This window comes from Pseudoalteromonas gelatinilytica (genome assembly GCF_001641615.1).
Classification (GTDB): domain Bacteria; phylum Pseudomonadota; class Gammaproteobacteria; order Enterobacterales; family Alteromonadaceae; genus Pseudoalteromonas; species Pseudoalteromonas gelatinilytica.
This window is the reverse complement of sequence record NZ_LRRU01000023.1, coordinates 296,793-309,767: the sequence shown is the minus strand read 5'-3', so window position 1 is coordinate 309,767 and position 12,975 is coordinate 296,793. Positions and strand designations below refer to the sequence as shown.

Sequence of the window (12,975 nt, the reverse complement as noted above, 5' to 3'; positions counted from 1 at the left end):
TTCTGAGCTAATCGTAGAGACTCAAGTTAAATGGTGGAGATAATATGAGGTATTTAATTTTTATCCTTTTATTCCAAAGCGGCATTTGCATGGCGTTGCAGCCTATATCTGAATATTGTGAAGGCTCTTATCTGTTAGGCCGAATCGGAGGTGATATTTTTACAGCAAACAAATGCCTAGTATATGGTTACACTGCTGAGGATATGACTTTCTTTAAGAATAGAAACACAAGTATTGAATTCGATGATATTAAACCTTCAATAGAAAAGTTTATCAATATTGTCAATTCTGAAGTAGATTCATTTTTAGATAAACAAAAAGCTTTTGATGAATACACTGGAGTGATAGATAGTTTCTCAGTGCCTCTATTTGGGAGCTATGATGAATTCGAAGATGCTAAAGCTTCATTAGTATTTTCGATTAACTACACAACTCATTGTAACATATCAGTGTTAGATTACAGTGGAGGTGATAAATTTATGATTGGATATAAACTAAATCGCATGACTGATGAAGGTAAATACAACTATGATTATTTGTATATAGAGCTCCCTAAAGAAGCAAAAATAAATAAAGCGGATAGTGATGGTTTAATAGATGCTTTTTGTCATAATGATTTAAGCTTTAAAAATAAAGAATAATGGTAAGTAGCTTTTATCTATCCAAAGAGGTCGAGCTACATTTTCCTTCTAAATTATAATACCCACTTCAGTTCAGTCTTTAGTTGATGTAAAAAAGAAAGACCTGAACCCATTTTGTGTTCGTTCGATATTGGCTCGGGGAAAAGAAACTGCATGGTTCATACGGCAACTTCGGCCCATAGATTAGCCATAGGAGATTTAGTTAATGTATGAACTTTATTTTCAGTCTGATTTTTCAGGCACCAGGCTTGGTTTTTATTTTTCACTTGTTTGTTCTGTTCTACTAATATTGTGCTGCCCGAAGATAAAATACTGGTACGAAAATAAACTACAGTTTGAAAAGAAAGTTAACTTCTGGTTTGGCTTCTTATTTGTATTTGGCTTTTTTGTAATGCAGTCACTGTCATTTTATTGCCTAGTATTAAAATCTAATGACATAGATTCTGGAAATTATTCTACAGTTGAAGGAGCTATTGAAGATATTCAAATTGTTGAAAGAAATAGTAGAGAAGAGGCTTTTACTGTTGATGGAGTACGCTTTAAGTACAATGATTACGGAACAGAAAACTCATTTTTTGCGAATAGAAAGCATGATTTAGATACAATCCAAGAGGGGCGAGTTGTTAAAATTGCTTACCTTAGAGAAGGAAATGAAAACCTGATTTTTGAGTTGAGTGTCAAAAAGTAGTGTTTTAGGATGCAAACCAATAGAGTCAGGTCTTTCTTTTTACCTTTTAACTAGTCCAATGTCATATAAGCAATGGTTTAATAGAAGTTCTCAACGTGTAGGGCATTTTACGATGGGCAAGCACAAGCTCAAGAATGGCTTGAAATCGGCAAAGTGTTACCCCTATTTGGAAAATCTAAAGCAACATCAAGCCTTAAGTTTGCGCTATTTGTCGAGCAAGGAAAAGAGTTGGATGATTATTTTAATTACACTATTCGCGTGTTAGTAAGATTGTTGCAAAAGGCAGACCTGACCCCTAGATGCTTGCTGACACTGCTACAATTTCAATGACTCCAGCAGGTAAATAATGGACAAAATATTAGAAAAATTTTTACGTAAGCGTAAGTAAGCAATTAAAAACCCAGAAAAGTATAAAAATGTCTACGATAGAAATATAACGAGAATTACTTTTTACTTAGAACATGGCAAAACAAAAGGTGAAGAATTTTTTAATGAGAGTTTACCTTTTGCTCCTTGGGAAAAGCTTAATGTTGAATTGTCAATTCCAGGTTATTTTTATGAAATGCAGGCACAAGCTAGTTTAGTGAAGGGTAGCGTACTCAATATCGAGCAGTTGGGATATTATTTGAGCTATGGGTATTATCAGCTAACTATTGCTCATATAAGACAAAAGCGCTGTGTTATTCGCTTCGGGGAAGATAATGAAAGAGTGATATCACCTGGAAGTGTATTTCAATTAGCTACAGCTGTTTTATTACATCAGTATGATTATGCGCAGCAATTTTATAAATTATTTCAAAATGGTTACATGAAAAATTGGATAAACCGTTCGAAAAGTCATATAGGTGACTTTATTATCCTGTTGTTTGATAAGGTAGAAGGTGGCAATACCCTAAAACCGATCGTAGATGATTTTGCTTATCAAGATATTTTAGATAACTGGGATAGTACAGACTTAACAAAAGTTACCGCTTATCTAAATCAGTTATGTGATGATCAAGTCGCTCAGGTTGCATCACCACCGAGTAAGATGTTTTTTGAGTTCGATAATATGAACTGGCAATTTACGCCTTATGCTGCACTTATGCTGCTAACGCTAAGAGCACAACATGGCCTTGAGAACTCTGATTTTGAGCACCCTGGTTTTGGCAATGTAACTTCTTTGCTATTAACGCAGCCTGTAGCCCCTAAAAAAGATGAGGTCCTTGAACAGCTTGTAGTCAAGTTACATGAGCAAGGCTTTGATGAAAAAGCGTTACTAGCGTAGTGTGTGATGAGACTTTATAAAACTCTAAATCTACTAAATCTAAAAGGGTCAGGTCTTTCTTTTTACCTTTAATCTAGTCCAATATTGTTTATAAGCAATGGTTTAATAGAAATTCTCAACGTGTTGGGCATTTTACGATGGGCAAGCACAAACTCCAGAATGGCTTGAAATCGGCAAAGTGTTACTTCAATTTGGCAAATCTAAAGCGATAGTAAGCCGAAAGTTTACGCTATTTGTCGAGCAAGGAAAAAGTTGGGTGATTATCTTAAGCTTCATTACTCCTACTCAAGCGCGAGTCGGTTAGTGGCAAAAGAAAGACCTGACCCCTATGGTTCAAGCTCGGGGGATACTAGGAGTTTGGGGTGCTACCTTAACTGCAGATCAGTACTATTATAAATCAAACTCTTTCATTAAAACTATTAATGAAATTGAAATGTCATGTATAAGAGATATAGCTCAAAAATGAGGGGGAATTATGTGATGTTGGTGAGGTTTTTTTTATTTTTGATAATAGCTTTCCCTGCTTTTTCGTGTGAAAAGTCACTGGAAGCTGTAAGGCTTATTGATATTAATTATGTAACAGATATTGAAGGTATATTTAAAAAATATAAAGTTGAGGTTGAGAAGAAGGTTATTTTTGGACAAGAAATATTAACTGCAAAATCTGATTTTATAAGTAGAGGTTTTTTGGATGTTGAAGTTTATAAATTCGAGATTATAAAATTTAAAGGTGAGCGTTTTATAATTGAATTTTCAATAAACAATGGGCATTCATTTAAACACGATATGATTGATTTTGATGATTTGATTAATAAAATTAAAAATATTGAAAAATCCACTACATGCAGTGATGAAATTTCTGAAGCTTGGATGGATCTGGCTGTGCTATTAGAAATCACAGCTAAGCCAAGAAAGCGTAATCTTTATGTAGATGAACAAAATAGACAAGTGATTATCTTTGATGGTGATAACTGGAACAGTTTTTATCCATCTAAGGATGGTAAAAGTATCATAGTTGCAAGTGCCTACATTGATAACTGATTTCATAGTTTTTTCGTTCTTAACAAAGTTTATAAAAGAGATTAGAGATATCTATTAGTAAAACAAACAGGCTCAGGTCTTTCTTTTTGCCTTTTAACTAGTCCAATGTTGTATATAAGCAATGGTTTAATAGAAGTTCTCAACATGTAGGGCATTTTACGATGGGCAAGCACAAAGTTTGATAGTGGCAAAAAGCAATACCTGACCCCATGGTTTTTTAAACCCGTTTGCGTTATTAGTTGATAGGAACGTATTCCCTTATCATAGTTGTGCGGAGAATTACGGAAATGTATGTGCTAGATAAAAAAGTACACTCTTTGTTACTGCTTATGCCGTTATTAATATCATGTGCTGCTAAAGATGTAACAGGGGATGCTTTCGCTGCCAAAATAGTTGGTAAATGTTTTCAAGCTACCAAAGACTTAGTTATTTATGATGTGAAAGGAAGCGATAAGGATAAGGTCAGTTCTTACTCGTCTTCCTATCTTATAGTTGGTGACCCTTCGGAAAACCAAAGGTTTACTAAAACAGGTCAGCCAGTTGGATTTGTTAAAAACAGAGAAATGTTGCTGATCACAAAAGTAATTGATTTCCCTTACGGTAGTGCCGGGAACTGTTGGGTAGTCAAAGCTCGTCACAAAAATACAAAGGGAAAGTTGTTGGAAATCCCTTCGTGTTGGGTTTGGGACCAACCTATTTGGATAGAACCTCTATCGCCCATAGAGCAGAAAAATACAGATGAGGAATTACTTATTAAAGCGGAACAACTCAAAGAAGTTCCTAGAGATAATTGCTCAGCTACAGCGAGCAAGTAAGTAAAGTAAGAACAGAAAGCCAGCATCTGCTGGTTTTGTTTTGTCTGGCGTTTGGTGATGGTGCTTTGCTTCCTTTGATTGGTGCCAAGGGGGCGAAGGTTTTAAATCGCTTAATATCCGCTAGGTGTCAAAGCGAGCAGATTTAATTCTATCTATTCAGAGTCAAATTGCTTAAAAAATGTCTCGCAATCAAAGTAAATAAACAGGGGCAGGTATTTCTTTTTAGCTAGTCCAATGTCATATATAAGCAATGGTTTAATAGAAATTCTCAACGTGTTGGGCATTTTACGATGGGCAAGCACAAGCTCCAGAATGGATTTAAATCGGCAAAGTGTTACTCCAATTTGGAAAATCTAAAGCAACATCAAGGTGAAAGTTTGCTTACTTTGTTGAGCAAAGAAAAGAGTTGGATGATTATTTTAATTACACTATTCGCGTGTTAGTAAGATTGTTGCAAAAGGCAGACCTGACCCCTAGATGCTTGCTGACACTGCTACAATTTCAATGACTCCAGCAGGTAAATAATGGACAAAATATTAGAAAAATTTTTACGAAAGCGTAAGCTGACGATAAAAAATCCTGAAAAGTATAGAAAGGTTTATATAAATAATACAAAAGAGCTTAATTTTTATATTGAGCAAGGAGAAACTAAAAGAGGTATACCTAGCAATGATAAATTGCCTTTCTTTAACTGGGAGGTATTAAATACAGAGTTGTCAATTCCACGTAATTATTATGAGATGGATGCACAAGCTAGTTTTGTAGATGATAACTTACTTGATTTAGGTAAGTTAAGCATATGCTTAACTTATGGATACCACCTGCTTATGATAGAAAACTATAACCTAAAACGCTTCACACATCGCTTTAGTCGTGAACCTTTAAGGTTGGTATCACCAACATCGGTATTTCAGCTAAGTATTGCAGTGATATTGCATAATAATGAATATGCTTGCCAAATTTATACGTTATTTCAAGCAGGTTACATGAAGCACTGGGTGAATAGATCAAAAAGTCATATTGGTGATTTTATTATCCTGTTGTTTGATAAGGTAGAAGGTGGCAATACCCTAAAACCGATCGTAGATGATTTTGCTTACCAAGCTATTTTAGATAACTGGGATAGCACTGACTTAACTGAAGTTACGGCTTTTCTAAATCAGTTATGTGATGATCAAGTCGCTCAGGTTGCATCACCACCGAGTAAGATGTTTTTTGAGTTCGATAATATGAACTGGCAATTTACACCTTATGCTGCACTTATGCTGCTAACGCTAAGAGCACAACATGGCCTTGAGAACCCTGATTTTGAGCACCCAGGTTTTGGCAATGTGACTTCTTTGCTATTAACGCAGCCTGTAGCCCCTAAAAAAGATGAGGTGCTTGAACAGCTTGTAGTCAAGTTACATGAGCAAGGCTTTGATGAAAAAGCGTTACTAGCGTAGTGTGTGATGAGACTTTATAAAACTCTAAATCTACAAAATCTAAAAAGGGTCAGGTCTTTCTTTTTGCCTTTTAGCTAGTCCAATGTTGTTTATAAGCAATGGTTTAATAAAAGTTATCAACGTGTTGGGCATTTTACGATGGGCAAGCACAAGCTCCGGAATGGGTTTAAACCGATAAAGTGTTACTTCAATTTGGAAAATTTAAAGCAACATCAAGGCGTAAGTTTGCGCTATTTGTCGAGCAAGGGAAAGAGTTAGGTGATTATTTTAAATTACACTATTCGCATGTAGGTAGGATTGTGGCAAAAAGAAAAACCTGAGCCCATGGTTGCATCCGAGACGAGGAAAGACATATGAAATTCCATTACGCTAAAAAAACGTTAACATTATGCCTAGTATTGCTATCGTTTGCTTCTTTTGCAAATCCTTTAACGACGAACCTCACATGTACTCCAAAAGAAAGCAAGATTCCATTGATTGTTAAGTTGGACAAATCATTAACAGCAGAATCAAATGAGTATGTTTTCCACTATCAGAATAACTTTTCTGGTTGGTTATTTGAGTCATTCCTGTTTATTGGCAAGGTTAATGGTGACTACGTTATTGTCAGTGCAGGAAGTGGACTGGCGAAAAGGACTACCTATATCACAAAGGCTGAATACGTCCGCATACGTAATAATGTGATAAAAAGTACAAGCTATAAAATTAGTAGTCCGATTACAGAGAACCAAGAATTCTGCCAGTATTTCGATATCGACGGTAAAAAAGGAGTTGTTTTAGATGAAGATAATTCAGACCCTATGTTGAGGAAGTTAAGAAAAGAGCTTGATGCACTTATTATTTATCGTAAAGAATGAGAAAAATAGGGTCGCGTCTTGCCTGTTTCATGTTTATTGCGGAACAAAAAGCTATTAAGTGTGCAGCCGATCCCAGTAGAACTGCGCATTTTCTAACAGCAGACTCTGTAATTTATGTCGGTGCTAATGGTGCAAGCACAAGCTCAAGAATGGCTTTAAATCGGCAAAGTGTTACTCCAATTTGGAAAATCTAAAGCAACATCAAGGTGAAAGTTTGCTTACTTTGTTGAGCAAAGAAAAGAGTTGGATGATTATTTTAATTACACTATTCAAACTTGAGTCGGGTAGTGGCAAAAGAAATACCTGCCCCCTAGATACTTATGACCCCATAGATACTTAAATGGAAGTTATAGCAACGATTTCATGGTAACTAAATTTATGAATTTAAAAAAAGTATTCTGTTCCGTAATATTGATAGTGAGTTTAACATCTATTACTGATGCCAAAGAAAATAAAGTGAAACATATGACAGCACTTGAAAAATATATGCTTGCGAAAGACTTGGCAGATGAAGGTGATACAAAAGCTATGCTTGATGTTTTTACTATTTTTTACACTACTTATCCAGAATTAGAAAACAAAGTGCAAGAAGCTGCAACTTATCTTATGCAAGCTGCTTCGAATGATAACATCAATGCGCAGTTCAACATGGGATATTTACAGCAAACAGGAGATGTGTTTGAAAAAAATCTTGATAAGGCAATTGTATGGTTAAAAAAAGCAAGTGAGCAAGGACACGTAAAAAGTAATCGGCAGCTGGGGTTTATTTATTTAGAAAAGTATAAGGCAAATAATTCCGATAATAGCCTGTATATTGAATCAAGAAAATGGTTTAGCAAGGGGGCTAAGCTAGGAGACATCCCCTCGTTAAGACAGTTAGCCATTGGAACTCTAGCCCATGAGCAGGAAGGTCACGAAGAAGCTTTAAAAATGTTAGAAGAGGCATTTGGTCATGGTGATGCGAGATCAGCAAGATATTTAGGAATCTATTCTATCATACGATTTGAAGTCTATGGTGATGAGAAATATTATAATCAAGCAGTTGATTGGTATAAAAAATCAGCAATGCTAGGCGATAATGACTCAATTAGCTGGCTTCAAAAGAATTCCGATAAAGCAATTGTTAAGCAACCTCCGGTGAAAAATTAACTTTGGAGAGCAACCCAAGCCAAGCAAAACAAAATTAATACGGTCAGTTTAATAAAAGTCATCAAAATGCTGAGCATTTTGTGATGGGCAAGCACAAACTCCAGAATGGATTTAAATCGGCAAAGTGTTACTTCAATTTGGCAAATCTAAAGCAACATCAAGGCGTAAGTTTGCGGTATTTGTTGAGCAAAGAAAAGAATTGGATGATTATTTTAGCCGCACAATTCAAGCATGAAGTATGATAGTGGCAAAAGAAAGACCAGACACATGGATTCTACATTCATGGATAGAAGCAATGTGTATGTATTTGATGCTCGTCAAAGTTCAAGTAATACATGAGAATAACAAGATGAGAAAATTTATATTTTTATTATTAACACTAAGCTCTGCCATTCAAGTATCTGCTAGGGATGATGGTTATAAGCAAATAACTTGGAGTAATTTATTTGAAAGTCATAAAAAATTAGTAGGTGAAAAAGTAACTTTAACAGCTTTTTATAACTTCGCAGGTTTTTATAAAGATCTAGAGAGTGCAGATAGTTTTTCAATGGAGTATTTGGTATTCCCATTTTATGGTGATGTTACAAAAGATTTTGTTAAGCATTGCAATGAGAGATTGCTTATAGTGGAGGGGGTTATTTCTAGTCATGAAAAGAGTAGAGCCCCACGAATTAAGAAAGTAACTAGGTTAAGTCCAGTATCAAACCCTGAATATAACTGCTTGGATCAAATATCAGGTTTTGTGAATTAAAAACCAATAGGAACATTATTAACCAGCCTTTGAAAAGTTCACGAGTGGATTTCTTCCGAATATTTTTAGTAAAAATAAACAGGGATAGGTCTTTCTTTTTTACTTTTGCTAATCAAATGGTGAGTTTATGTAATGGCCTAATAAGAATCATTAAAATGTTGGGCATTTTACGATGGGCAAGCACAAGCTCCAGAATGGATTGAAATCGAGAAAGTGTTACTTCAATTTGACAAATCTAAAGTGATAGCAAGGCTAAAGTGCGCGCTATTTGTTGAGTAAAGAAAAGAGTTGGGTGATTATTTTCAATTACACTATTCGCGTGAAAGTAAGATAGTGGCAAAAGGAAAGACCTGACCCCGAGGTTCTTTAGTAGGAAGATCTTTAAGCAGTTTAACTGCCGAAGAAGCTAAACTATTGCTATCCAATAATCCATTGAATCAAGGAAAGATAAAGCTTGATGGTGGACATGTTAACTTTTCATGTGACAGCGAAGGTAGTAGTGTTTTCACCAGAGTTGCCAATACAACACCGGGGATGAACTCAATGGCTGTGTTTCATGATGTATGGATGGCTAAATGGAACGTAACTAATGCTGTTGTTTTAGGCGTAACAATTGTTCCTGCTGCTTACATGAGCTACGAAACATTAGGTTTTAGTTACTACAAGTATTTGAGTGGTGAACTTGATGGTTAAGAAGATATTAACATTCTCTGTTGTGCTTATTGGATTAGTTGGCTGTACAACTAGTCAACATGTAAATATTGTTAATACATATTCATTGTCGCCTATTTCTTACCAAAAGGTAGGCTATAAAGACGAATGGAAAGACCTTTGGCCAATAGTTGACTTTCAAGATGGAGTGTTGGTTAAGATACACCCAGATTCATGGGAATCATTAACTTTTGGAACAAAACACTGCTCAACGAATCAGAGTAAGTTTTTCATCCAGTTCTGGTCCAATACAGATACTCTAATTGACTTTGAAAAATCATATTTCGTTACTGAGAAAGAAGATAAAGTTGCTATAAAGTCTGTCTTTTCATTAGATCAAAAAGAGACTTATTTCAGTAGTAATAACCACTCGCTTTTGACCAAATTAAGAAGAACAGAATTAGCTAAAAATGAAATTTTGGCTTTGTGGGAGAGCAACAATTATCAAGAATTAAAGAAAAACTCAGGGGCTTTAAGTTTAGCTTTAGAAACAGAGCGGTTTGTTGGTTGCCCTAGAGATAAATTTAAATTATTTATTAGCTTTAAGCATGAAGGTTCAGATGCTCAGCATGGTTACTGGCTCTATTTTGCTCCAATAGAGTTTAAAGCTTTTAGTAGATAAGTAATCTGCCGCTTCAGTGGTTTGGGAATAACCTAAACCGTGCAGAAGAAAGCCAGCGTGAGCTGGTTTTCTTTTATCTGGCGTTTAGCGCTTCGTGCTTCGCTTCCTTTGGGTTGGTGCCAAGGGAGGCGAAGATTTTAAATCGCTTAATATCCGCTTGGTGTCAAAGCGAGCAGATTTAATTCTATCTATTCAGAGTCAAATTGCTTAAAAAATGTCTCGCAATCAAAGTAAATAAACAGGGGCAGGTATTTCTTTTTAGCTAGTCCAATGTCATATATAAGCAATGTTTAATAGAAATTCTTAACGTGTTGGGCATTTTACGATGGGCAAGCACAAGCTCCAGAATGGCTTTAAATCGACAAAATGTTCGTTCAATTTGGAAAATCTAAAGCAACATCAAGGTGAAAGTTTGCTTACTTTGTTGAGCAAAGAAATGAGTTGGGTGATTATTTTCAATTACACTATTCGCGTGTTAGTAAGATTGTTGCAAAAGGCAAGACCTGACCCATGTGTGGAAACATTATATCTCAAAGGGCTATATGAGCGTTTAACATTGCCTTCAGGAAATGTTGAACACAAATACTATGTTGGGAATACTGTAGTAATTGACAGTACTGATGCTAAGCAAAGTAAAACTTTATATACGCATAAGGACCATCTAGGCTCTACCGTGACGGTAATAGACGCGAATGGCAGCGTTGTTCAGCACATAAACTATGATGCGTGGGGGAAACAAAATCGGTTCTATACTAGTAGCTCATTAGTTTTTTTGTTGAATCAACAAAGCCCCGTGGAAAGTAAAGGTTATACAGGTCATAAAGAAATTTCGGATTTAGGTATTATCCATATGAACGGTCGGATCTACGATCCGACGCTGGGTAGGTTCTTGCAGGCGGATCCGCATGTTCAAGCGCCGGGTAATTCACAGAGTTATAACCGTTATTCTTATGTGTTGAATAACCCGATGAGTTATACAGATCCATCTGGATATTTTTTCAAGGCCCTTTTCAAAGCTATAGGCAAGAATAAATGGCTTTCATCGTTTATCAGTATTGCACTTAATTTCATACCCGGATGCCAAGTATGGTGTAGTGCAGTATTTAATGCTGCCGTGACTTATGCTGTGACGGGGAGCTTGAAAGCCGCTGCTATCGGATTTGTTGCTTCTGCAATTAGTCCGGGAGGAATGAACCCCGGAGCCTTTATTGCGAGGGGAATTATAGGAGGGCTAGCAAATAAAGCCCTAGGGGGGAATTTTGGGCATGGTTTCATTGCGGCGGGTGCTGGAGGTGCCGCAGGTGGAATAGGTAATGTACCGTTAAGAATATTAGCTTCGGCAGTAATAGGAGGAACTGTTTCAAAAATAACGGGTGGAAAATTTGCTAATGGTGCTACTAGTGCGGCATTTGCAACTGCTGTTGAAGCGGGCTTCAAAGGAGAGTTTTCATCTGGTAAAAAGTTTGATTCTAACTCAGTAGAAGATGTTGATGAATTTATTAAAAACACAAAGTTAGCTTCAAAAATAACGAAAAGTGAAGATGGCACTTCAATGAGTATTGTTGCAACAATTAGCGGTAGTGCTGAAATTAGCGCTGCAGATCTTGATTCTTATGTGTCTGCTATAGAATCACAATGGACCGGGACATATTCAGATGATAATGGTAAACAGCTGTCATTAACTGTCGATCTACAAATAGTAGAGTCAGGTGGCGACATTTCAGTTTTAGCGTGTGCAAAGTGTGGCTATAGTTTAAACGAAAATAGACAACTTCGTCTTATACGTGGAATAGCGTTACAAGGAGGAAATAAAATGTGGTATAGCAAACAATACAGTGGGAAATATACAGCTGGTCACGAATTTGGCCACGTCCTTGGGTTCGACCATATTGGCACTAACCAACTAATGTCCTCAGGAGGCGGTGGTGGTTCAATTAGAAACCCTAGCTACTCGACTATAAAAACCTTGTTCGAGAATTACTAATGAAGCTAATAAATTTAATAAGTTATGTTGTTACTGTTAATTTACTTCTTGCATCACCTATTACAAAAAGTAGTGAAAAAGAAGTTTTTGTAAAAAATATTGCACCATCACTGACAACTGACGGATGGTGCAAAGGGTATGAAATTTTTTCGTTCGAAAATAAAACTACGTTAGAAAAGAAAATTTATTCAGAATCATATTGTCGTAATAGCGAAGATAGTCAAGCAAAGGTTATTACGTTAGGACCTAGCATATCGGATGAGCAAGTAAATTATGCAATGAGCTTACTGATGGCATTAGGGGTAATAGAAGGTGGATTTAATCGCTCCAGCAATAAGATTGAATTTGATTTGTCTACCCTAGAAAGCAAGGAACCACTACAGTCTATGCATGAATTAAAACACATCCATGTTGAATTAAATCAACAATGTTTACTAAATAGACATTTTAATGTTTTCGCTAAGTTAGGAAACAAAACTCACCTAGTCGAAGTTATTACAAGTGGAAAAACAGTTAAGACTATTAAAACTGAAAGAGTTGCGATTGATTGACCCGTGGTTAATTTCGAATTGAAATAGTTGGAACAAATTTTAGTTATAAGGACAAGGAGGATAAACGTTGGAGAAAAGGACTAGATATGCAAGTTCACTGGATGACCTGCTGCTAGGAGCTGTAACTGAGGTCTAAACTTCTGGGGTCAGTAGAACCAATGGGGTCAGTAGTGTTGTTTACAAAATTATCGTCATAGTTTTTACCAAATTATTTATCTGAGTTATGACGGGGATAAGAAAGCCAGCGGGAGCTGGTTTTCTTTTATCTGGCGTTTAACTTTTGAAGTTGGCGCTTCGCTTCCTTTGGTTTGGTGCCAAAGCAGACAGACGCTGCTATATCTATTCAGAGTCCAATTGATTAAAAAATGTTTCGCCATCAACAAGGTCATTTTCGTCTAGATTTTGAAAACACCTTTTGACAAGCGCAAGCTTTTCAATCTCATAGACATCGCA

13 protein-coding genes are annotated in these 12,975 nt (G+C 36.1%); all 13 read left to right on the top strand.

Features of this window, described 5'->3' with window-relative positions:
• Window positions 1-44: 44 nt before the first annotated feature.
• The 13 genes from NH153_RS21495 to NH153_RS21435 all read left to right on the top strand — a co-directional run bounded on the left by NH153_RS21495 (window position 45) and on the right by NH153_RS21435 (window position 12,522).
• The gene (locus NH153_RS21495; RefSeq protein ID WP_156503612.1) at window positions 45-641 is read left to right on the top strand and encodes a hypothetical protein; all 597 of its coding nucleotides are present in this window, start codon (window positions 45-47) and stop codon (window positions 639-641) included.
• Between the two features lie 205 nt (window positions 642-846).
• Entirely contained in the window at window positions 847-1,329 is a 483-nt protein-coding gene (locus tag NH153_RS21490) for a hypothetical protein (protein WP_063707753.1), read from the top strand.
• 808 nt (window positions 1,330-2,137) lie between these two features.
• Window positions 2,138-2,596: a hypothetical protein gene (locus NH153_RS21485; protein WP_156503664.1), complete on the top strand. Its 459-nt coding sequence runs from the start codon at window positions 2,138-2,140 to the stop codon at window positions 2,594-2,596.
• A 438-nt stretch (window positions 2,597-3,034) separates the two neighbouring features.
• Window positions 3,035-3,637 (top strand): hypothetical protein, encoded by a 603-nt coding sequence (locus NH153_RS21480; protein WP_138625720.1) that lies wholly within the window; start codon window positions 3,035-3,037, stop codon window positions 3,635-3,637.
• Window positions 3,638-3,930: 293 nt separating this feature from the next.
• Complete coding sequence (locus NH153_RS21475) at window positions 3,931-4,452, top strand: hypothetical protein (protein WP_063707747.1); 522 nt, start codon at window positions 3,931-3,933, stop codon at window positions 4,450-4,452.
• 524 nt (window positions 4,453-4,976) lie between these two features.
• Window positions 4,977-5,897 carry a hypothetical protein gene (locus NH153_RS21470; RefSeq protein WP_063707745.1) on the top strand — a complete coding sequence of 307 codons (921 nt, stop codon included), beginning with the start codon at window positions 4,977-4,979 and terminating at the stop codon, window positions 5,895-5,897.
• A 353-nt stretch (window positions 5,898-6,250) separates the two neighbouring features.
• Window positions 6,251-6,754 (top strand): hypothetical protein, encoded by a 504-nt coding sequence (locus NH153_RS21465; RefSeq protein ID WP_063707743.1) that lies wholly within the window; start codon window positions 6,251-6,253, stop codon window positions 6,752-6,754.
• Window positions 6,755-7,132: 378 nt separating this feature from the next.
• The gene (locus tag NH153_RS21455) at window positions 7,133-7,903 is read left to right on the top strand and encodes a tetratricopeptide repeat protein (RefSeq protein WP_167350254.1); all 771 of its coding nucleotides are present in this window, start codon (window positions 7,133-7,135) and stop codon (window positions 7,901-7,903) included.
• Between the two features lie 244 nt (window positions 7,904-8,147).
• Entirely contained in the window at window positions 8,148-8,654 is a 507-nt protein-coding gene (locus NH153_RS21450; protein ID WP_138624921.1) for a hypothetical protein, read from the top strand.
• Between the two features lie 414 nt (window positions 8,655-9,068).
• The gene (locus tag NH153_RS21805) at window positions 9,069-9,347 is read left to right on the top strand and encodes a hypothetical protein (protein ID WP_138624920.1); all 279 of its coding nucleotides are present in this window, start codon (window positions 9,069-9,071) and stop codon (window positions 9,345-9,347) included.
• On the top strand, window positions 9,340-9,987 hold the full coding sequence (locus NH153_RS21445) for a hypothetical protein (protein ID WP_063707735.1): 648 nt from the start codon (window positions 9,340-9,342) through the stop codon (window positions 9,985-9,987). Before NH153_RS21805 ends, NH153_RS21445 begins: the two co-directional genes overlap by 8 nt.
• 325 nt (window positions 9,988-10,312) lie before the next feature.
• Window positions 10,313-11,971: an RHS repeat domain-containing protein gene (locus NH153_RS21440; RefSeq protein WP_063707733.1), complete on the top strand. Its 1,659-nt coding sequence runs from the start codon at window positions 10,313-10,315 to the stop codon at window positions 11,969-11,971.
• Entirely contained in the window at window positions 11,971-12,522 is a 552-nt protein-coding gene (locus NH153_RS21435; protein WP_058584092.1) for a hypothetical protein, read from the top strand. Before NH153_RS21440 ends, NH153_RS21435 begins: the two co-directional genes overlap by 1 nt.
• Window positions 12,523-12,975 lie beyond the last annotated feature (453 nt).

Bases quoted from the DNA above. Each gene is read 5' to 3' on its own strand.
- NH153_RS21480 (WP_138625720.1), top strand. From the start codon at position 3,035: ATGTATAAGAGATATAGCTCAAAAATGAGGGGGAATTATGTGATGTTG.
- NH153_RS21440 (WP_063707733.1), top strand. From the start codon at position 10,313: ATGGGCAAGCACAAGCTCCAGAATGGCTTTAAATCGACAAAATGTTCG.
- NH153_RS21465 (WP_063707743.1), top strand. From the start codon at position 6,251: ATGAAATTCCATTACGCTAAAAAAACGTTAACATTATGCCTAGTATTG.
- NH153_RS21495 (WP_156503612.1), top strand. From the start codon at position 45: ATGAGGTATTTAATTTTTATCCTTTTATTCCAAAGCGGCATTTGCATG.
- NH153_RS21490 (WP_063707753.1), top strand. From the start codon at position 847: ATGTATGAACTTTATTTTCAGTCTGATTTTTCAGGCACCAGGCTTGGT.
- NH153_RS21485 (WP_156503664.1), top strand. From the start codon at position 2,138: ATGAAAAATTGGATAAACCGTTCGAAAAGTCATATAGGTGACTTTATT.
- NH153_RS21455 (WP_167350254.1), top strand. From the start codon at position 7,133: ATGAATTTAAAAAAAGTATTCTGTTCCGTAATATTGATAGTGAGTTTA.
- NH153_RS21435 (WP_058584092.1), top strand. From the start codon at position 11,971: ATGAAGCTAATAAATTTAATAAGTTATGTTGTTACTGTTAATTTACTT.
- NH153_RS21445 (WP_063707735.1), top strand. From the start codon at position 9,340: ATGGTTAAGAAGATATTAACATTCTCTGTTGTGCTTATTGGATTAGTT.
- NH153_RS21470 (WP_063707745.1), top strand. From the start codon at position 4,977: ATGGACAAAATATTAGAAAAATTTTTACGAAAGCGTAAGCTGACGATA.